The 18,602-nt window shown below is 64.6% G+C and carries 19 protein-coding genes; 7 read left to right on the forward strand and 12 right to left on the reverse strand.

Annotated features, from left to right (window positions below; translation table 11 throughout):
* Positions 1-25: 25 nt before the first annotated feature.
* From J2W94_RS11820 to J2W94_RS11845, 6 genes are all read right to left on the reverse strand, one after another.
* The gene (locus tag J2W94_RS11820; protein ID WP_310093476.1) at positions 26-970 is read right to left on the reverse strand and encodes an RDD family protein; all 945 of its coding nucleotides are present in this window, start codon (positions 968-970) and stop codon (positions 26-28) included.
* Positions 971-989: 19 nt separating this feature from the next.
* Positions 990-2,027: an RDD family protein gene (locus J2W94_RS11825; RefSeq protein WP_310093477.1), complete on the reverse strand. Its 1,038-nt coding sequence runs from the start codon at positions 2,025-2,027 to the stop codon at positions 990-992.
* 138 nt (positions 2,028-2,165) lie between these two features.
* The gene (locus J2W94_RS11830) at positions 2,166-2,858 is read right to left on the reverse strand and encodes a GYF domain-containing protein (RefSeq protein WP_310093479.1); all 693 of its coding nucleotides are present in this window, start codon (positions 2,856-2,858) and stop codon (positions 2,166-2,168) included.
* 51 nt (positions 2,859-2,909) lie between these two features.
* Positions 2,910-3,383 (reverse strand): DUF494 family protein, encoded by a 474-nt coding sequence (locus J2W94_RS11835; RefSeq protein WP_163839183.1) that lies wholly within the window; start codon positions 3,381-3,383, stop codon positions 2,910-2,912.
* A gap of 41 nt (positions 3,384-3,424) precedes the next feature.
* A complete protein-coding gene (gene dprA, locus J2W94_RS11840; protein ID WP_310093482.1) occupies positions 3,425-4,552 on the reverse strand; it encodes a DNA-processing protein DprA in 1,128 nt (375 codons plus the stop codon).
* An 81-nt stretch (positions 4,553-4,633) separates the two neighbouring features.
* The gene (locus J2W94_RS11845) at positions 4,634-5,818 is read right to left on the reverse strand and encodes a LysM peptidoglycan-binding domain-containing protein (RefSeq protein ID WP_310093484.1); all 1,185 of its coding nucleotides are present in this window, start codon (positions 5,816-5,818) and stop codon (positions 4,634-4,636) included.
* A 130-nt stretch (positions 5,819-5,948) separates the two neighbouring features.
* Here J2W94_RS11845 and def point away from each other — a divergent pair, with 130 nt between their 5' ends.
* The 4 genes from def to J2W94_RS11865 all read left to right on the forward strand — a co-directional run bounded on the left by def (position 5,949) and on the right by J2W94_RS11865 (position 10,268).
* Positions 5,949-6,470: a peptide deformylase gene (gene def / locus J2W94_RS11850; protein ID WP_310093486.1), complete on the forward strand. Its 522-nt coding sequence runs from the start codon at positions 5,949-5,951 to the stop codon at positions 6,468-6,470.
* Between the two features lie 100 nt (positions 6,471-6,570).
* Positions 6,571-7,491: a methionyl-tRNA formyltransferase gene (fmt, locus tag J2W94_RS11855; RefSeq protein ID WP_310093487.1), complete on the forward strand. Its 921-nt coding sequence runs from the start codon at positions 6,571-6,573 to the stop codon at positions 7,489-7,491.
* Positions 7,488-8,789, forward strand: coding sequence for a 16S rRNA (cytosine(967)-C(5))-methyltransferase RsmB (rsmB, locus tag J2W94_RS11860; RefSeq protein WP_310093488.1), 1,302 nt, complete (start codon positions 7,488-7,490; stop codon positions 8,787-8,789). Before fmt ends, rsmB begins: the two co-directional genes overlap by 4 nt.
* Positions 8,790-8,936: 147 nt before the next feature.
* Positions 8,937-10,268, forward strand: a complete 1,332-nt coding sequence (locus J2W94_RS11865) for an O-antigen ligase family protein (RefSeq protein ID WP_310093489.1) — start codon at positions 8,937-8,939, stop codon at positions 10,266-10,268.
* Here J2W94_RS11865 and J2W94_RS11870 read toward each other — a convergent pair.
* Positions 10,212-11,021: a glycosyltransferase family 2 protein gene (locus J2W94_RS11870; protein WP_310093737.1), complete on the reverse strand. Its 810-nt coding sequence runs from the start codon at positions 11,019-11,021 to the stop codon at positions 10,212-10,214. The two genes, J2W94_RS11865 and J2W94_RS11870, sit on opposite strands and share 57 nt — an antisense overlap.
* On the opposite strand from J2W94_RS11870, the gene J2W94_RS11875 reads away from it, so the two are divergent.
* Positions 11,020-12,075, forward strand: a complete 1,056-nt coding sequence (locus tag J2W94_RS11875; RefSeq protein WP_310093490.1) for a CDP-glycerol glycerophosphotransferase family protein — start codon at positions 11,020-11,022, stop codon at positions 12,073-12,075. The genes J2W94_RS11870 and J2W94_RS11875 overlap by 2 nt on opposite strands.
* On the opposite strand, the gene J2W94_RS11880 is transcribed toward J2W94_RS11875, so the two are convergent.
* Positions 12,038-13,159 carry a glycosyltransferase family 9 protein gene (locus J2W94_RS11880; protein WP_310093491.1) on the reverse strand — a complete coding sequence of 374 codons (1,122 nt, stop codon included), beginning with the start codon at positions 13,157-13,159 and terminating at the stop codon, positions 12,038-12,040. The two genes, J2W94_RS11875 and J2W94_RS11880, sit on opposite strands and share 38 nt — an antisense overlap.
* A 334-nt stretch (positions 13,160-13,493) precedes the next feature.
* On the opposite strand from J2W94_RS11880, the gene J2W94_RS11885 reads away from it, so the two are divergent.
* Positions 13,494-14,492: a glycosyltransferase gene (locus J2W94_RS11885; protein WP_310093492.1), complete on the forward strand. Its 999-nt coding sequence runs from the start codon at positions 13,494-13,496 to the stop codon at positions 14,490-14,492.
* Here the strand turns inward: J2W94_RS11885 and J2W94_RS11890 are convergent.
* From J2W94_RS11890 to J2W94_RS11905, 4 genes are all read right to left on the reverse strand, one after another.
* Positions 14,439-15,947, reverse strand: coding sequence for a PH domain-containing protein (locus tag J2W94_RS11890; protein ID WP_310093494.1), 1,509 nt, complete (start codon positions 15,945-15,947; stop codon positions 14,439-14,441). The genes J2W94_RS11885 and J2W94_RS11890 overlap by 54 nt on opposite strands.
* Positions 15,947-16,498, reverse strand: a complete 552-nt coding sequence (locus J2W94_RS11895) for a PH domain-containing protein (protein ID WP_310093496.1) — start codon at positions 16,496-16,498, stop codon at positions 15,947-15,949. Before J2W94_RS11895 ends, J2W94_RS11890 begins: the two co-directional genes overlap by 1 nt.
* The gene (locus J2W94_RS11900; protein ID WP_310093498.1) at positions 16,495-17,409 is read right to left on the reverse strand and encodes a lauroyl acyltransferase; all 915 of its coding nucleotides are present in this window, start codon (positions 17,407-17,409) and stop codon (positions 16,495-16,497) included. The genes J2W94_RS11895 and J2W94_RS11900 overlap by 4 nt, the downstream gene beginning before the upstream one ends.
* A 61-nt stretch (positions 17,410-17,470) precedes the next feature.
* On the reverse strand, positions 17,471-17,971 hold the full coding sequence (locus J2W94_RS11905; protein ID WP_310093500.1) for a hypothetical protein: 501 nt from the start codon (positions 17,969-17,971) through the stop codon (positions 17,471-17,473).
* Positions 17,972-18,106: 135 nt separating this feature from the next.
* On the opposite strand from J2W94_RS11905, the gene dtd reads away from it, so the two are divergent.
* A complete protein-coding gene (gene dtd / locus J2W94_RS11910; protein ID WP_310093502.1) occupies positions 18,107-18,547 on the forward strand; it encodes a D-aminoacyl-tRNA deacylase in 441 nt (146 codons plus the stop codon).
* The last annotated feature ends 55 nt before the right edge of the window (positions 18,548-18,602 follow it).

Below are 18,602 nucleotides of genomic sequence, written 5' to 3' on the forward strand. Positions count from 1 at the left end.
GCCTGTCAAGCAGGACCGACCGCGTTCAGTTCCAGTTGCCGGCGGAAGCCGCCATGCCGATGGCCAATGCGAACACCGCCAAAACGGCCAGCATCAATACGCCGAAAATCGCCAGAATGACCACGGTCACAGTACCAAGTTCACGCTTCTGCCACTCCGGATGGGCGGTGTAGGCCCACTTGTCGACTACCAGGGTGTCGCAGACCATGTCGTGCAGGGCCTGCTTGCGCTCGGTGAAGGCGGCCATCAGGAAACCGATACCGATGATCAGGCTGCTCAGGATGGTGGCGAAGAATCGGCCTACGCCGCGCGCCAGGCTGATGCGGGTTCCGTCGGTGCGCACCACTTTGATCCCCACCGCCATCTTGCCCAGCGTGGCCTGCTTGGAGGAAGCGTGGAAGGCAGCGTAATAAGCGGCGTTCATGGCCAACGGCACCAGATACAGCGCCGCCACGAACAGGATGCCGGTACCGCTGGCGAACATGGTTTCCGGGTTGCTCATGCTGGAGGCGCTGATGCCGAAAAACACGCCCATCACCACCAGCTGCACGACCTGCGTGGCGATGCCAATCACGAAAGCGTCGATCAGGTAAGCCGCCACGCGCTTCCAGAAGCCGGCGTAGACCACTTCGCCGCCGCCGTAAAACGCCTCGTCGGAAGTCAGCGTGGCGCTGGGTGGCGCGTAGGGCGAATCCGCGCGCGCGCTGGAATCGGCGAAGGCAGACGTCGTCTCGTCGGCGGGTTTTGCCGCTGCCACCGGTTCGACAGGCGTGTAGAAAGTTTCCGCTGGTGCCTGATGCAGCGCCAGTTCGCCGGTGAAGTCGCGCAGCGGCTGCCAGTCGGCCATCCCATCGCGCCATACCAGCGTGTCCAAGCGCAATTGCCCCTGATGGAAACGTTGCGTCAGTTCGTCGGCGCTGAGCGGTCCCTGGCGTTGGCGGTCGGCGTCGGCGTAGTACCAGTTTTGCATGAGGTTTCCCTAAATCCTTTCAACGCACATGTCGAACGGCATCGCCGAATCCCAGCGCTGCCACGAATATCACCGCCAGTACGATCAACCCAACATAGCCCACCAGCACCACGACGGTGGCGGTTCCCAGTTCGTGCCGTTGCATTTCCGGCTGTCCGGTGAAGGCCCATTTATCCACCACCACCGTGTCGCAGATCATATCGTGCAGGGCCTGCTTGCGAGCGGTGAAACCGGCCATCAGATAGCCGATGCCCAGCAGGATGCCGCTGGGGATGGTGGCGAAATAACGTGCGACCGCGCGCAGGAAACTGATGTTATCGCCGTCGCCGCGCACCACCTTGATGCCGATCAGCATCTTGCCGGGCGTTGCGGCATTGAACGAAGCGTGGAAAAAGGCGTAATAGCAGACCTGCAGGGTCAGGGTGACCAGCAGGACCATCATCGCCACCGCAAGCTTGCTGCCTCCGGCCAGGTCGCCCAGCAAGGTTCCCAACGCTTCGCCGCCGAAGCTGCCGATGATCCAGATCAGGATGCCGTCGACGATGGCCGCCGCCGTGCGCTTCCAGAATCCCGCATAGACGACGTCTTCATCGCGCGTTGCTGGCCTGCGACTGCGCAGCGCGGCTTGGGCGGGCCAGTAGGGGTTATCGGAATCGACATTTTCGAGCGCCTGATGAGCGCGATGGCGAACCTCGGCGAGCACCTGCGGCGGCAGTTCGGAAGGCTCGCTGCCCAGGTTGAACACCGCGCGGCCGCTGGTCGGGGCCGGGGCAATCGTCAGCGCAGGTTCCGGCTCGGCGACCACAGGCGAGGGTAACGGCGCCAGCGCCGGCGGCCCGACTTTGGCTACGGAGGGCGCCTCGGTGACGACTGCGGCAGCCGGCAGCAAGTTCAATTGTCCGGCCAGCTCGCTCAGCGCGCGCCAATGCAGCATGCCGTCGCGCCAGACCAGTGTGTCCGGATTGACGATTTCGCGATGGAAGTATTGCTTGAGTTCGTCCGTGGACAGCGGCCCCTGTTGCTGCCGTTCGGCATCGGTGTAATACCAGATAGACATGTGGTCTCCCCAGACCAGTTACAGAAAAAATTTACCGTGTCTTAGGTTGCGTAAACCGCACGGGTTTGAAGCAGAACGCGCGTCTTTGCTGCCCACGCGCTCCTCCGTTTCAAGGAGAAGGCGCAAGATGGGCGCGCGTCATCCGCGGCACTGGGCTGGCAGGTACTTGTCGTCGATTTCAGAACTGCAATGCCAGGACGAATCGGAAGGGTCGTACTCCAGCCACACCGGCTTGCCGTCGAGCGCAGGCTTGCCGGGCACGGTAAGGATCAATTCCATGCCGCACAGATCGCTTTCGAATTGGCCGAACGTGATCGAGGCGACGTTGCCGCTGGCGTAGCGCTCGGGCGCGGCGAAATCGGCATCCTCGTTGCTGGGACAGGTCTGTTCGCGGTCCAGATGGGAAACCACCGCCGGCTTCAGCGGTTCGGCGACCGGAAGCGCCATGGCGACCTTCGCGCGCAACGTGTAATCGTTGTAAGCGGGCAAGGCGATCGCGGCCAGGATACCGACCACGGGGATAGCCAGCACCGCGGCTACGATGACCGCGATCATGCAGCCGGACATGCCGGATTTCGGTGGGGCGGACAAACGTTGCGGATTGAATGCCGGGCGGGGCGGGGGCAGGGGCGGCGGAAGCGGTTCGCCGTTACCTCCAGCAAGGCCTAACTCGGCGGCGAAATCGCCAAGCGGCTGCCATTGTCCCTGGCCTTCCCGCCAGACCAGCGTGTCCAGGCCAATGCGGCCGTAGCGGAATTGCGCGACCAGATCGTCCGTGGTCAGCGGTCCCTGGCGTTGATCGCCACCGGCGGAGTAATACCAGTCGCTCATGCGTTCCCTGCGAGGTTCGTCCTTCCCCGAGGCAGGGAAGGTCACTAATTCTTAGTGTACCGGTTCAGGTTCGTCGTCGAACATCTGAGTTTCCATCCATGCGTACGCGGCTTCGGAGCCGGGCTGGTTGAACAGCACCATCAGCACCACCCATTTCAGGTCGTCCAGGTCCAGTTCGTCCTGGTCCAGGGCCATGGCACGGTCCAACACCAGCTCGCGTTGGTCCGCATCCAGCACGCCGTGCTGTTCCAGGAACAGCAGGAAGCCACGGCATTCCACATCCAGCTTTTCCAGCTCGGGACCGTGATAGACGCGAGTAGGGCCGCCGATGCGCGGCTCGCTGGCGGCCGGACGCTGCTCGGCCAAAGCATCGAGCCAGTCGAATGCCTTGCTGATCTCGGTTGGGCTGAAGCCGGCCTGGATCAGGCCGTTCTGGAGCGAATCGCGGTCGCGGACGGGGTCCGCGTCTTCAGTGAAGTAGTGTTCGAACAGGTAAAGCAGTACATCCAGGATGCTCTCTTTCATTGCCCCTCGGCCTGCGTCCCTGACGCTGTGGAGGAAAGAAACTAGGTCTTGCGCGAGTAGCGCCCATGTTCGACCGCTACCCGTCCATCCAGTTCCATGACCAGCAGCATGGAGGACAGTTCGGCGGCCGTCAATCCGGTCCGCTCGACCAACAAATCCATACCGGTTGGGTCGTGGCCCAGCGCCAGCCACAAGGGCTGGTAGTCCGGGTTCAGCGGCGCAAGTGCGGTGTCGGCACCGATATGGGGACGGGCGAGGCTGCCCGCAAGCCGCCCGCGCAGGAAATCAGCCAGTTCGCTGGCCATCGGAACCAGGGCGTCGAGCACCTCCTGCGCGTTCTCGACCAGGCCGGCGCCTTCCCGGATCAGCCGGTGGCAGCCGCGCGCCAGCGGGTTGTGGATGGAGCCGGGCACGGCGAACACTTCGCGTCCGTTGTCGCCGGCCTGGCGCGCGGTGATCAGGGCGCCGGAGCGCTCGGTGGCTTCCACCACCAGGGTGCCCAGGGCCAGGCCAGCCAGGATCCGGTTGCGGCTGGGGAAATGCGCCGGCTTGGCCTGGGTGCCGGGCGGGTGCTCGCTGACCACCGCCCCTTGCGCGGCGATACGCTCGCGCAGGCCGGCATGATGCGGCGGATAGGCGAGGTCCGGCCCGGTGCCGAGTACCGCGACAGTGACCCCCTGCGGGACCGCCAGCGCCGCTTCGTGGGCGGCAGCGTCGATACCCGCCGCCATTCCGCTGATCACCGCGGTACCGGATGCCGCGAACGTCTTGGCGAAGGAGTACGCATTGTCGCGTCCGCCGGCAGTGGGCGAGCGGCTGCCGACCACGGCCACCCCCGCGCGCCACAGCAGCGACGGATCGCCATCCACGAACAAGGCCAACGGCGGGCTGCTGATCCGTCGCAACAAGGGCGGATAGTCGGGATCGTGCCAGCCCAGCAGGTGATGGCGGGCGGGCCCCAGCCACTGGCAGGTGCGTTGCAATAGTTCGTTATCGGGCTGGCGGAGCCGCTGGATCTGGGCTTCGGTCAGGCCCGCCGCCCTCCAGGCCGGTGCGCCAGCGGCAAGGCTGCGTGCGGGAGTGTCATGCGCATCCAGCAGGCCGCGCCTGGGCGCCACGGCGCCGCCGGCTAGGACCAGTTTCAGTAGAGCGAGGGCCTCTTCGTGCATCCGTCCAGACTAGGCCGGAGACGACGACGGCGCCCTCAGGCGCCGTCGTGTTGTTGCCTAGGAAGTTTCCTACCGATGCGGTCAGTAGGTCGCGTCCGGGTGCTTGAGCGCATAGCCTACGCGCGCCGGCTTGGTGCCTTCCATGACCAGGCCATAGCTGACCTTTTCGAAGGTGCGGAACACCATGACGTGACCGGCATATTCGTCGGGCAGCACGTGGTCGCTACCGCCGGCCCGGGTGCGCGAATTGGGGCGCGTCTCGGTAAGCCGCGAGTCTTCGGGGTCATGCTGACGGTCGATGACGTGGCTGCCCTGGCGCCAGATCGAGAACACGGTGCCGTTGTCGATTCCCTCGCGGCTGCCGCCGGAGATGGCCACCACGTCGCGAGGACCGCCCGAGGTCAGGGCGTCGGCCACTGCCGCGATCTGAAGCTTGCCCTCGGGCTGTAGTACCTTGGGTACATGCGGGAAGAACTGCAGGTCGTAGGGCTGGGCTTCGACCGGGATCAGGCGGTCGCCGACGCGGACTTCGTGGCCGTTGCCTTCCAGGACCAGGGTGCTGGCGTCCGAACCGGGCACCACGCCACGGGTCAGGGTGCCGACGCTGACTTGGGCCAGTTCATAGCCCAACAGTTCGAGCTGCGGTCCGGTATCCAGGGCGGCGCTGTTCCAGTTGCGCTCCCAGTCGATGGTCTGCGAACCCAGGCGCTTGCCGCGGAAGTCGAGATCTTCTTTATAGGTCGCATAGCGGCCATTGGAAACGAAGCGGGTGTGCGTGTAGCGCAAAGTGGGGCGCACGATCGCGAAACGCTGGCCCACCTGGGCGCCTTCCAGTCCCACGGTATAGACCAGCTGGCCGCCGGAGCTGCGCAAGCGGTCTTCTTCCAGGCCTACCACGCGCGGCAGCTGTTCGAAGCTGTCGGTCACGCGCAGGTTCTTCAGGAAGGGCTCGATGTCCGACAGCGGAATCGCCCCGATCGGCGCGTCCTGGCGCGGGCCCGGTTGCACGGCCACGCGGTCCAGATAGGCCAGACTGATCACGTCGCCGGGATAGATGAGATGCGGGTTCTTGATCTGCGGGTTGGCTTGCCAGATTTCCGGCCACAGCCAGGGCTTCTTCAGGAACTTGCCGGAGATATCCCAGAGGGTATCGCCCTTTTTCACCACATAGGTGTCGGGGTGGGCGCCGGACATTTCGGCGGCCGCAGCGTAGGTGGCCACGATGAACGCGGCGGCGGCAAGAACCGTACGAAATTTTCTGAACATGTTAATCCCCACCTGATTCCCCACAGGTTGTCCGCACTATAGTCCAGAAACCCGGGCACTAAGCAAGCCCGGGAGTTAGAATTCGTGAGGCCTTGCCGAATTCCGACGGCATCCCCACTACTGAACCGCCATGGCACTACTCCCCATCCTCGAATTCCCCGATCCCCGGCTGCGCACCAAGGCAGTCCCGGTGGATTCCGCGCAGATCTCCGATCCCGCGTTCCAGCGCCTGCTCGACGACATGTTCGAGACCATGTACGAAGCCCCCGGTATCGGTCTGGCCGCCAGCCAGGTCGATGTGCACAAGCGCTTCATGGTCATCGACATCAGCGAGGACAAATCCGGGCCGCAGGTGTTCATCAACCCGGAAATCCTTGCCAGGACCGGCGAGCAGGTCTATCAGGAAGGCTGCCTGTCGGTGCCCGGCATCTTCGCCGACGTGACCCGCGCCGATTCCATCGACGTGCGTTTCCTCGATCGCGACGGCCAGCCGCAGCAACTGCAGGTCGACGGCTTGCTGGCGGTGTGCATCCAGCATGAGATGGACCATCTGGAAGGGAAGTTGTTCGTCGATTACCTGTCGCCGCTCAAACGCGAAATGGTGCGCAAGAAGCTGGCCAAGCAGCGCAAGCTGGCGGGCGACGCGGCCTGATGCGGTAAGGTAGCGCAGGCCGCGCTGCGAAGCGGCGCCATGCTCTTTTGCACTTAACAGCGCACATCGCGCGGCTTCCTTATTCGCCATTGACCACTCTATGAGAATCGTCTTCGCCGGTACGCCGGCCTTTGCCGTCCCCAGTCTTCGCGCCGCGCACGCGTACAACGAGGTGATCGCGGTCTACACGCAGCCGGACCGGCCCGCCGGGCGAGGACGCGGCTTGACCCCGCCGCCGGTGAAGCTGGAAGCGATCCAGCGCGGCATTCCCGTGCTGCAGCCGGAAACCCTGAAGCGCAGGGAATCGCAGGACGCGTTGCGTGCGATGGAGCCCGATCTGCTGGTGGTGGTCGCCTACGGCCTGATCCTGCCGCGTGCCGTATTGGAGATCCCGCGCTTCGGCTGCTGGAACGTGCACGCTTCCTTGTTGCCGCGCTGGCGCGGCGCCGCGCCGATCCAGCGCGCCATCGAGGCCGGCGATACCGAAACCGGCGTTTGCCTGATGCAGATGGAAGCCGGCTTGGATACGGGCCCGGTGTTGCTGGCTCAGACCACGCCTATCGGCCCTGAAGAGACCGGCGGACAATTGCATGATCGCCTCGCGGAATTGGGTGCAGGCGTACTCGCCGATGGCCTGGCTTTGCGGCGCGCGGACGTGCGGCCGGTACCCTGGGTGCAACCCGAGGCGGGCGTGACCTACGCGCACAAGCTGGACAAGCATGAAGCGCATCTGGACTGGAACCAGCCGGCCACGGTTTTGGCGCGCAAAGTGCGCGCCTTTGAACCTTGGCCAGTAGCCGAAGCGGTGGTTGCGGGTGAGCGTCTGCGCATCCGCGGCGCGGTGGCCCTGGATCTTCCCCACGCATTCGCGCCGGGCACGTTGCTTGCCGCCAGCAAGCAGGGGCTGGACATCGCCTGCGGAGAAGGCGCGTTGCGACTGCGCGTGATCCAGCGTGAAGGCGGCAAAGCCATCACCGCTGCCGATTATCTGAACGCGCGCCGCGATCTGGCCACGCCATGAACGCAGGTCCGGGCGTCGCCACGCGCGTGCTCGCGGCCAAGGTGCTGGAGGCGGTGATCCATCGCGGCCGCTCTCTGAAAGGCGAGTTGGTCACCGCGCTCGCTCAGCTGCCCGATCCGCGTGATCGCGCATTGCTGGAAGCGATCTGTTTCTCGGCGCTGCGCCAGCGCGCGCGTTACGACGCGGCCTTGCAGCTCTGGCTGCAGAAACCGCTGGGAGAAAAAGACGGCGACCTGCGTTCGCTATTGCTGGTGGGTTTCGCTCAGATCGATGCGATGGGGCTGCCCGCGCACGCGGCGCTGTCGGCCACGGTGGAAGCCGCGCGCACGCTAGGCCGCCCGCATCAGGCCGGCATGGTCAACGCATTGCTGCGGCGGGCGCAGCGCGAAGGCTTTCCCGAATCCGATCCGGCCGCGGCGTGGTCGGCGTGGTTGCGCAAGAAGATCAATCTGGAATGGGGCGAACACGCAAACGCGATTTTCCAGGCTAGCGCGCATGCGGCGCCATTGTGGTTACGGGTGAACCGCAGCAAGGGCACGCGCGACGAATACGCCTCGCGTCTGCAGGAGGCGGATATCGTTTCCAGCATCGACCCGAATCTATCCGATGCGCTGCGCATCGATCTGCCCGTCGCGGTGTCGGCGCTGCCGGGCTTCGCCGAGGGAGATGCCTCGGTGCAGGATGGGTCCGCGCAGCAGGTGGCCGATGCATTGCCGCTCGGGCCTGGCGCGCATGTACTGGACGCGTGCGCCGCGCCGGGTGGCAAGGCGGCCCATCTGCTCGAGCGCGATCCTTCTCTGCGCTTGCTGGCGCTGGACGTCGATCAACGCCGTTTGAACCGGGTGCGGGAAACGTTGACGCGCATCGGTGCGCAGGCCGAGTTCCGCGTGGCCGACGCAAGCGATACGCAAACCTGGTGGAACGGCGAGCCGTTCGACGCTGTGCTGCTCGACGCGCCGTGTTCGGCGACCGGCATCGTGCGGCGGCAGCCGGACGTGCTGCTGCATCGCCGCCCAGAAGACTTGTCCTCGCTCGTCGCCTTGCAGGCGCGCCTGCTGGATGGAGTGTGGAAGACGGTCAAATCGGGAGGAGTGCTGTTGTATGCGACGTGTTCGATCCTGAAGGACGAGAACGAACATCAGCTTTCCCGTTTCGTGGCGCGCACTGCCGATGCGCAACCGGAGGCGCTGGATGCGCGTTACGGTCATGCGGCCGGCCACGGTCGGCAGCGACTGCCCGGCGAGCAGGGCATGGACGGATTTTTCTATGCGTTGTTACGCAAACGTAATTCGCACTAGAAATATCGGAAGCTGCAAGAAATAAGTCATGCAGGTGAATGCATCGTTAAGGTGTGGCGCCTTGCAATTGTGAGACGGAATTTCCCGATATTTTTTGCTTCCGCCATTATTATCGGATGCCTGACTTCAAAGGCCGCCAAACGGAATATGGCTGTTTCAGGGAAAAGGTTTTACTCGCAGGGTTATCTGGAGCGGCAGCGTTTCGCAGCCAGCGCGGCCGGGTTGTCCTTGGTTTGCGCCACTGCTTTGATATTCCTGCCCAAGGGCTTCGCCCCTTTCGGCGTGCTGCTCGCAGGGGTGACTCTGCTGGTCCCCGACCTGCTGACGGAAGCATGGACGAAGACCGGACAGGTGCTGGGCTCGTTCGCGCTGCTCGCGGTCCTAGTGCTTGGGTTGGCGATCCTGTCCATGCAGTTTTCCGGTCAGGGCTGGCGAACCATCGACAATTACGCGAGGTTCCTGCTGGTGCCGTGGTGCGGATTGCTGGCGTTCGCGCTGGCTCCGTCGCGCTTGTGGTTATGGATCGGAGCGATATCCGGAGTCGTGCTCGCCTGCGCCTTGGCAATTGTAGAAATGATTTCCGGAGTCGAGCGCGCCGGCGGAGGCGACAATCCCATCGTATTCGCCAACGCCGTGCTGGCGTTGCTGGTTCTGGTGGTCTATTGCCGTCCACAGGGCAGACAACCGTGGATGCTGTTGCTGCTCACAAGCATGCTGATCCTCGGGACCATCGCTATCGTGTTGTCGGGGAGTCGCGGCGTGCTGCCGGGCCTGGGCTTGCTGGTGCTGGTCGCTGCGATCGGCAGTGGTGGTCGCAAGGCCCGGGTCCGGATCGGCATTTCCTTGGCCGCCCTGCTGTTGCTGCTGGCGTTGATGTGTCTGGTGCCCTGGTTGACGGCGCACATGCGGCTGGAAAACATCCAGACCGATCTGCAGAAATATTCCGCCGGCCAAGTGGATTCGGCGCTGGGGGCAAGATTGAAGTTCCTGTCCTTAGCCTGGCACGCATTCCTGGACCATCCCTGGATGGGGCTGGGAATAGATCGGTTCGGCACCTTGGTGGAACAGCTGCCCGAATGCCGCGCGCAAGAATTGACCGTCTGCAAGCTTCGCCATGCGCATAACGATCTGGCGCAATGGTCGGCCACCCTGGGCATTCCCGGGCTGGTCCTGATCGTCGCCCTCTATCTGCTTCCCGCAGCCCATTTCCTGAGAATCATCAGGACCAATCGTTTGACCGTACCCAAGGGTTCTGCGTGGGCGGGTTTGATCCTGGTCGCGGTCTATGTACTTTCCGGCATCACGCAGTCCATGTTCGCGCATGCCCTGACCACAACGCTTTATGCAGTCCTGGTAGGTCTGTTGCTCGGCTTGGCCTTGCGCGAGAATCCGTCCACGCCCGGCATAGCGCCGCCCGAAGGACTATCCGCGCTTGCCCGACACCGGCTGCCCGTGCCGCAGCATCAGCAGCATGATTGATTTCTGCCGCACGTAATTGGCCCGCACGTAGGCGTATACGAGCCCTTGCCAACCGTCCAGGAATCCTAGACGGAAGACATATCCTCGCCAGAACCGCCACGCAGGCGATAGCACGAGTTTGAACAGCGAAGGACGCTTGCCGCGCGCATGTTCGTGCTCGGCCATCATCCGCGCATAGGTCTGGGTCTTCGCCAACTGTTGCTCAAGCGAGCGGTAAGGGTAGTGAATGACGTCGCCCTCCAGCAGCAGGATGGGGCCATCCACGCTGGCCGCTTCATGGATCTCGCGATCGCCGCGCCAGCCTCCGCGGCGCCGGTCGAACAGGCGCAACCCGCGATCGGGGTAGGCATTCCCATGGCGCAGGAATCTGCCGAAATACCACGACAGCCTGGCGAACCGATAACCCGCCGCGCCGGAGAAACCGCCTGCCTGGGCGTCCTGGATCGAGACGCGCAAGCGATCGCTCACGCGTTCGTCCGCATCGAGAGTGAGGATCCAGTCATGGCTCGCTTGCGCGGCGGCGAATGCTTTCTGGCTGCGATAGCCATCGAAAGGCCGCACCAGCACCCTTGCGCCAAGTTGTTCGGCCATCGCCGCCGTGCCATCGGTGGAGCCCGAGTCGACCACCACCACTTCGTCGCAGAACGACACCGACGCCAGGCAATCGGCGATGCGGTCGGCCTCGTTGAACGTGATAATGCAGGCCGAAAGCCGAGGCCGCTCGCTGTGGGCGGTAGTTGGGGATGTATCGATGGCCGAGTACCTGTTGTTCGCTACCGAGCGGTATGCGCTGCCTATTCTGCAACCTTTGGCGCGCGCATTGCATGAGTCGGGCCAGTCCGCTTCGGCCTGGCTGGAAGGCGCGGCGTCGGGCGGACGCTGGGAGACGCCGGTGAGGGCGGTCGGCCTGCGTGAGGCGCTGGCCCTGCGTCCGCGCGCGGTGTTCAGCGCGGCCAACTGGGTGCCGTCCTTCGTTTCCGGAGCCAAGGTGCAGGTGTTCCATGGCTTCAATGTGGAAAAACGCGGCGACACACGGGGTCACTTCCGGGTCCGGGGCATGTTCGACCTGTACTGCACGCAGGGACCTGCGACCACCGCGCCGTTTCGTGCGATCGCCGAACGCGAAGGGCATTTCGTGGTGGCTGAAACGGGCTGGCCCAAGCTCGACCCCCTGTTCCGTCACGACGCGCATGAAGACGATGCGTTGAAGCTGCCAGCCGCCGGTCGTCCCATCGTCCTGTTCGGATCCACCTTCACCGAGCGGCTGAGCGCTGCGCCGCTGCTGTTCGAGGCCATCGCCGCCGAGGTTGCCCGCGGCGACCGTTACTGGCTGCTGACCTTGCACCCCAAATGCCCGCCGGAGTGGTTCGACCGCTATCGATCCCTGGCGGGCCCCAATGCCGGTTTCGTGGAAACGGAGCAATTAATGGCGGCGCAAAGGGTCGCCGACGTGCTGGTTTCGGATACTTCGTCGATAGTTTCCGAGTTCGTCGTGCAGCACAAGCCGGTCGTCACCTTCCGCAATCGCGCGCCCAAACCGCACATGCTCGATTTCTCGGACAGCGTACTGCTACCGGCGATGCTGGAGCAGGCATTCGCGCCCACGGCCGCGCTGAGCGCGGAAATCCTGCGCTACGCCGATGCCATCCATCCCTATCGCGACGGACGTTCCGCCGAGCGCGTGATCGCCGCCACCGAGGACTTCATCGACGGCGAAATGGGCTCGCTGCGCGCCAAGCCCCTGGCCGCGCGTCTGCGCAACCTACAGATCAGGCATCGCCTGGGTTACTGGGGTCCGGGGCGCTGACGGGATCGGACTCCCGGAAACGAGCGGGGACATTCGAATGCGGATCACCGGCATCCGCTGCGACCGCCGAGCGCCATGCTGAGATGACCTGCGCCGCCGATAGGTCGCGCACTTCGCTCTGGTCTCCGCGCTCGCCGCGCAACACCACCACCTTGCCCGGTCCCAGCGGACGCCATTTGAGCGGCGAGGCGGGGCCGAACATCACCACCAGCGGGCAAGCCAACGCAGCGGCGGCATGCGCCGGGCCGGTGTCCACCGAAACCATGCTGTGCGCGTCTTCGATCAGCGCAAGCAGGCGTGGAATCGGCAGTTCGCCGCCCAGGTTGTGCAGGCGCGGATCGTTGCGGGCGGCCACGCGTATTTCCTCCAGCACCGACTGCTCCTGCGGCGATCCGCATAACAGCACCTGTGCGTCCGGCAGGTCTTGCCAGATGGCGCCTGCCAGGGCGGCCCAGGATTCGGGCGGCCAGAATTTGGGATGCTGGCGTGTCGCGACCGTGCCGCGTTTGTGCGTACGTTTGTTGCCAGGCTGCAAGAGGATCAGCGGTCCGTGCAGGCTTTTGGCTTGCTTCCATTGACGGTATTCGTTGCGCGCGGCGTCGCCCAGCACGAGCGAGGGCAGCCGGTACGCCTGCGCATCGACCGCAAGCGTCGGATAGAGCGAAGCCGGGTCGCGTTGGCCCATGTCCAGCCATCGGTCCGGCCATAGACGGATCGGGGCGCCTGGCGCTTCGTCCTCGATCGGCCGCCGCACCATGTCCTCTTGGCGTACGCCACCCCGTCGCAACAACGCAAGCAGGCGCGGATGGTTGTCGCACATGTAGACGGGCCCACGACCGCGCTGCCTCAGCCAGCGCGCGACTCGCCACTGACTGGGGTTTAGCGCATACGGCGTGTTTCGGCTGGTGAGCAGGCGCACCTCGGCCACCGCCGGATCATCGGCCAATAGCGCTTCGGTCCATGCGTCGGCGCCGATCACATCCACCGGCGACCCGTAGCGGGCATGCAGCAGGTGAATCAGCGTAGTGAGCAGCACCACGTCGCCGAAGGCGCCCGTGCGCACGATCAAGGGGCGCGCGCTCAAGCTGCCATCCTCATGGCGCACTCGTCCATTCCGCTCTCATCCGTGAGATGCAGCTCTAGGTCGCCATCTCCGCAGGACAGATGGATGACGTACAAGCAGCGATCGGCATGGTCGGTTTCGTTCTTGGCGATGATCACGCCGGAAAGCGGGAATTGAATTTGCATCGACCTAGATTGACCGCAAGTGAACAGATGCACGATTGTGGCCTATTGCGGTGATCGTTTGCACAGTCGCTGCGCGACTGCTTGGTTATGCTGAGACCCCCCATATGAGGCCTGCAGACGTGCGTGTAAACCTCGTGATATCCGACAATGGTGCTGGCCTGACCCAGGACATGCACCTGCTCGCCGGACTGCTGGCCGAAGCAGGTGTGGACATTACGGTTACCGCATTGAGGCGAGGAAAGCTGCGCAAATGGCTCCGACCCTGGTTCGTGCGCGCTGGCAACACCTTGCGCCGACTGTCGGGAAGAAGGCCGCCGTTTCGCCTGAACCTAATGCAGGAGCACATCCGTGCCGAATACCTGCCATGGGCTGAGATCAACGTGCTGGTGCCCCATCCGGAGTACCTGCTGCAACCCGACATCGCGCTTCTGTCAAGGATCGATTGCGTATTCGTAAAGACCCGACATGCCGAGGAAATCCTGACTCGGCTAGGCAGTCGCACCGAGTACATCGGGTTCACCAGCGAAGACCGCATGGATGATCAGGTGCCGCGCGAACAAGCATTCCTTCATGTGGCGGGCAAGAGTGGCAATAAGGGCACCCAGGCCGTTCTGGAGGCATGGAGACAACATCCGCACTGGCCGCGGTTGACCTTGGTACAGCGTTCAAGAAGCCTGCCAGTGAACGATGCAGATACCGCCAACGTCATTCGGCTGACCGAATACGTGGCCGATGATGCGCTCAGGCAGATGCAGAATTCGCATCGTTTTCATCTGTGCCCATCACGCACCGAGGGATTCGGGCACTACCTCATGGAAGCGCTCGGGGTAGGAGCGGTGACTCTCACCACGGATGGGGCGCCGATGAACGAACTGGTTACCGCGGAGCGCGGCATCTTGATCCCAGTGGCGCGTACCGGCCGCCAGGCCGCGGCGACTACCTGGCTTGTCGATGCTGCCGGAATCGCCGAAGCAGTCGAGCGAGCGTTGGCTCTGGATGAGGGCAAATGCGAGACGCTGGGCAAAGCGGCCCGGGAATTTTTCCTGGAGAACGACCGCATGTTCCGTGATCGCATAGTTGCCGTATTGAATGCCTGGCTAGAAGGCGCCCATGATTCACCAGCGCAGCCTGCGCCGGACCAGCGCTTGGCTGAGTTGCAGGTACAGTAACCGCGCATCGGCTTCCGGCAGAAAACGGATCCGCAAGGGCGGCGCAAGGCCGCTGGCGCCGGCCGTGTCCAGCCACAGACTGGCGGTGCCCATGCGCCTGTCCATCGGCGAGCGCACCAGGCGCAACGCCTGCAACTTATCGATTTCCGCGAAGCGCCAATATCGCGACCACCAGCCGCCGCGAATGGCCACCAGCCGGTCGTCCACCGCATAGCCGGCGCGTCGCGCCTGTTGGATTGCCGCAAAGGCGCTCCACGGCAGCCATAACAGCGGCGCCAGTCCCCAGGCGTTCTGGAAGTAGGAAGCCAACGCCAGCGCCAGGATCACGATGAAAATAAGGGTGGGTAGGAAGATCCGCCACCAGACGCCCGCCGGCAACACCGTCCACTCCGATCGGGGCCATTGCGCTTGCGGCAGCAAATGCTGGATCAGCGCATCGCAGGCGTCGGGCGTGGCGATGGGCGCCAACTCCTTCAGCGCGCGCTGATCGTTCTTGCCCTGTTGTTCGGCCACGGCGGTGTCGATGCGCAGGCTGCGGCGCTTCAGCAACCGGTGCAGGAACCCTTCGTGCAAGGTCCACGCCTGGATGCGCCGACGGGCCACGCTGGTGCGCAGTTTCGACAACAGGCCCCGCTCCACGGTGAGGCGGCGCTGTTCTTCGCTGAGGCGGAAGCCGTGGTACTGCACCAAGGCCAGCAGCACCGAGAGCAGGCGCAGCAACAACGACGCCAGCAACAACAACGCCAGGGCGGCGGCGGCCGTGGTGATCCAACCGTATTGCAGGTGGCTGGCGTATCCGAACAGCTGGCGTGCGAAGCGCTCGAAATAGTCGGCGACCATCCTGTCGGGAAACGCCTGCCACGCCGCGCCGAACGCCGCCGCCATCACGATCATGCCGCGATTGGAGACCAGTCCCAACCGGATCACCTCGGCGGTCGGCAGCGACAACAAGCTGTCGGCTTGCACCGCGGAGGCATCGGCGTCCGGTGCCTGGCCGCGATGCTTGATCAGGCTTTCCAGCGCCAGCGCTTCGTCCAGCCGCAGCACGCGCATCTGGGCCTCGGGTTTCTGCCCTCCGGCCGATTCCAGTCTGACTTCGGCCACGCCGAACAAACGATGCAGCACAGTCTGGTGCAGGACCACGTTGTGGATGCGCGAATACGGGATCTCGCGCAGGCTGCGGTGCAGCCAGCCTTCGCGGATGCTCAATCCATCGCGGCCGATGCGGTAGCGGTAAGTGAAATATTGCAGTACCGAGATCACCACCAATACGCCCACGGCGATCAACGGGCCGATGCCGGCCCAGACGCCGCCGGGACCGCCGCTGCCACCGAACACCAGCAAGGCGAGCAGCGGCACGATGAACTGTTTGAGCTGTTGCACCAGCACGAACAGCCACGACCACGGATGCAGCCGGCGCTCGGGCTTGTTCTCGCCTAGGGCTTCGGTCTGCATCACAGCGCGTCGTCGTCGTGGTCCAACTGACGGGCCAAGCGGTCGCGCAGACGCTCGGCGTCCTCACCGTCCAGTCCGGAGACCGACACCGCCGCCATCCTCGTGCCGGCGGTGTGGATCACCAGGGTGGCGAGCCGGAAGGCCCGCTCCAGCGGGCCGCGTTTGAGGTCCAGGTGCTGCACGCGCGAGATCGGCACGCGGCTCTCGGTCTGCCACCAGCGCCCGCGCTGCAGGGCGAAACCCTGCTCATCGAGCTTCCACAACGTGCGCCGGTGGCGTTTGACCGCGAGCCACGCACCGAATGCCGCGCCGAGCAGCCCGACGACAGGGGCGACCAGCCACGGGGTGCTGAAGTCGGCCAGCCGCGACAGGAAAGCCGACCCCACCGCGAATGGAATCGCGAAGCCGAATGCTCCGCCGAAGGCGGCCAGCTTGGCGCCGCGCGCCGGCAGATGCTGCCAATCGACCACCAGAGGAGCGGGCGCGATGGTTTCCGCCGACAGGTTCTGCGGCGCAGGCGGTGGCGCAGGAGTACTGGGAAGGTCGGTCATGCCGGGGTTTGTTCCTTGTAGGGATTGGGTTCGCCGCTTCCCGGTGGACGCGCGCCGTAACGCTTGTAGGTCCATTGGTACTGTGCCGGATCGCGACGTGCGATGCGCTCGATCATGGCATTGAGCGCCGTCGCCGCTGCCACCGGATCGGAATCCGCGATGCCGTCCGGCGCCGGCTCCACGCGCAATGCGAACTCCAGATCGGCGCCGGTGCGCTCGCACCAGGCGAACAGCACGATGGCGCCGGTGCGTTCGGCCAGCCGGGACACCAGGGTCATGGTCAGGGCCTGCACGCCGAAGAACGGGGCGAATACGCCGTCGCCCAGCTTGGGTTGCTGGTCCGGCAGGATGCCGACCGCACCCCCGTCCTTAAGAGTCTTCCACAACTGCCGTACCGCCGGCCCTTCGGCGCGGACCTGGCGGATGTTGTCGGCGCCACGCACCCGCAGCAGGAAGGCATCGCCCACCTTGGAATCCGGCGGGTTGTAGACGATGGCGATGGGCCCGCGCGAGGACAGCCACTGGTTCAACAACTCCCAGTTGCCGAAATGCGGGGCGACCACGATCACCCCTTTTCCCGAGGCCAACGCCGCGTCGTACCTGGCTTCGCCGTGACGCTCACGCAGCCGCGCCAGGTTGTCGGCGGGCGGCCGGGTCCAGAAGCGCAGGGTTTCGAAGGCCTGGCGCGCGGTCGTGCGCAGGATGCGGCGATGCAGTTCGTCGCGCTGGGAGGGCAGCAGCTCGGCGTAGGTGAGCTGCAGATTGCGGCGGGCGACTTTGCTTTCGCGCGCATCCAGGCGCCGCCAGACCCAGGCCAGTGCGTCGGCCAACGCACGCAACCAGGGCCAGGGCAGGGAAGTCAGCAGGGCGGTAGAGCGGTAGAGCAGACCCGCTAGGGTTTCGGGCTTCATCCGCCAAGTCTATCGGGTTGGCGCGGCCGTCCGGCACGCCCAAGCGGCAACCCGCCGGCGATCAGTATCCCGCTCCCCGCTCGCGGTAGCGAAAGGTCAGCCACAGGCCCACGGAAACGGCATAGCAGAGATTGGGAATGAAGGCCTTGTCCAAGGTCGTCAGATGGGTGGTGACGGCAATGAAGTTGGTATAGGCGGCCTGTGCGGCCGTGAACGCGCCCAACATCAGCACGAAGCGGGTCAACACCGGCCTACCGATCCCGATTGCGATGATGGTCACCTCGGACACCAGCGCCCCCACCAGAAACGGGACGACGGCGCCGATCAGGATCAGCATGAAGATGTCCTGCTGCTGCAGCGAGGACAGCAGCAGGTTGGCGAAAGTCAGTCCCAATGCTTTGGTGATCAGGAACATCAGGATGCCGGTGGCATAGGACATGATCCTGACGTACTGCTCCGGGCCGTCGGAATTCAGGATCACCTTACAAGCGATCCAGATTTGACCGGCGATGGTCAGCAGGATGATCAGTTGTTCTATGGCAGTGAAGATGTCCCATTTCATTCTCGATCTTCCTTGATGCTGCACCCGGCGGGTGAGGGTAAGCGGCCCCGTATGCTCACACAACCCATTCCGGGTTCGGGCTCAAGCTCGTACGCTGCCACTTGCGCGGCTCCCTCCTCAAGCACGACGTCTCTTATGCTTTCACTCATACAGCGCGTTACCCAGGCCAGCGTCAGCGTCGAAGGCCAGGCTGTCGGCGCCATCGGTCCCGGCCTGCTGGCCCTGGTGGCGGTGGAACCCGACGACGGCGAGGCCCAGTTCTTGCGCATGGCCGAGCGCCTGCTTGGCTACCGGATTTTCGCCGACGCGGAGGGGAAGATGAACCGATCCCTGGCCGATACCGGGGGCGGCCTGCTGCTGGTCAGCCAGTTCACCCTGGCTGCCGATACCCGTTCGGGCATGCGCCCGAGCTTCACTACCGCCGCTCCCCCCGACCAGGCTGAACGCGGCTACAACCGTCTGGTCGAAATCTGTCGGCAAAAACACCCGCCAGGGGTGGAAACCGGGCGTTTCGGTGCCCATATGGTGATCAGCCTGATCAACGACGGGCCGGTGACCTTCCTCCTGCGACCGTGATGCAGGCTATCGGTCCCGGGGTTGCTGGGCGCGCTGCGGCGCGTTCAGCACGGAT

The organism is Pseudoxanthomonas sacheonensis, from assembly GCF_031455975.1.
In the GTDB taxonomy this organism is placed as follows: domain Bacteria; phylum Pseudomonadota; class Gammaproteobacteria; order Xanthomonadales; family Xanthomonadaceae; genus Pseudoxanthomonas_A; species Pseudoxanthomonas_A sacheonensis_A.

Coding starts and splice junctions, on each gene's coding strand:
- J2W94_RS11895 (WP_310093496.1), bottom strand. CDS start 16,498: ATGACCGACCTTCCCAGTACTCCTGCGCCACCGCCTGCGCCGCAGAAC.
- J2W94_RS11900 (WP_310093498.1), bottom strand. CDS start 17,409: ATGAAGCCCGAAACCCTAGCGGGTCTGCTCTACCGCTCTACCGCCCTG.
- fmt (WP_310093487.1), top strand. CDS start 6,571: ATGAGAATCGTCTTCGCCGGTACGCCGGCCTTTGCCGTCCCCAGTCTT.
- J2W94_RS11890 (WP_310093494.1), bottom strand. CDS start 15,947: ATGCAGACCGAAGCCCTAGGCGAGAACAAGCCCGAGCGCCGGCTGCAT.
- J2W94_RS11905 (WP_310093500.1), bottom strand. CDS start 17,971: ATGAAATGGGACATCTTCACTGCCATAGAACAACTGATCATCCTGCTG.
- J2W94_RS11885 (WP_310093492.1), top strand. CDS start 13,494: ATGCACCTGCTCGCCGGACTGCTGGCCGAAGCAGGTGTGGACATTACG.
- J2W94_RS11820 (WP_310093476.1), bottom strand. CDS start 970: ATGCAAAACTGGTACTACGCCGACGCCGACCGCCAACGCCAGGGACCG.
- J2W94_RS11830 (WP_310093479.1), bottom strand. CDS start 2,858: ATGAGCGACTGGTATTACTCCGCCGGTGGCGATCAACGCCAGGGACCG.
- J2W94_RS11845 (WP_310093484.1), bottom strand. CDS start 5,818: ATGTTCAGAAAATTTCGTACGGTTCTTGCCGCCGCCGCGTTCATCGTG.
- J2W94_RS11835 (WP_163839183.1), bottom strand. CDS start 3,383: ATGAAAGAGAGCATCCTGGATGTACTGCTTTACCTGTTCGAACACTAC.
- rsmB (WP_310093488.1), top strand. CDS start 7,488: ATGAACGCAGGTCCGGGCGTCGCCACGCGCGTGCTCGCGGCCAAGGTG.
- dprA (WP_310093482.1), bottom strand. CDS start 4,552: ATGCACGAAGAGGCCCTCGCTCTACTGAAACTGGTCCTAGCCGGCGGC.
- J2W94_RS11865 (WP_310093489.1), top strand. CDS start 8,937: ATGGCTGTTTCAGGGAAAAGGTTTTACTCGCAGGGTTATCTGGAGCGG.
- dtd (WP_310093502.1), top strand. CDS start 18,107: ATGCTTTCACTCATACAGCGCGTTACCCAGGCCAGCGTCAGCGTCGAA.
- def (WP_310093486.1), top strand. CDS start 5,949: ATGGCACTACTCCCCATCCTCGAATTCCCCGATCCCCGGCTGCGCACC.
- J2W94_RS11825 (WP_310093477.1), bottom strand. CDS start 2,027: ATGTCTATCTGGTATTACACCGATGCCGAACGGCAGCAACAGGGGCCG.
- J2W94_RS11875 (WP_310093490.1), top strand. CDS start 11,020: ATGGCCGAGTACCTGTTGTTCGCTACCGAGCGGTATGCGCTGCCTATT.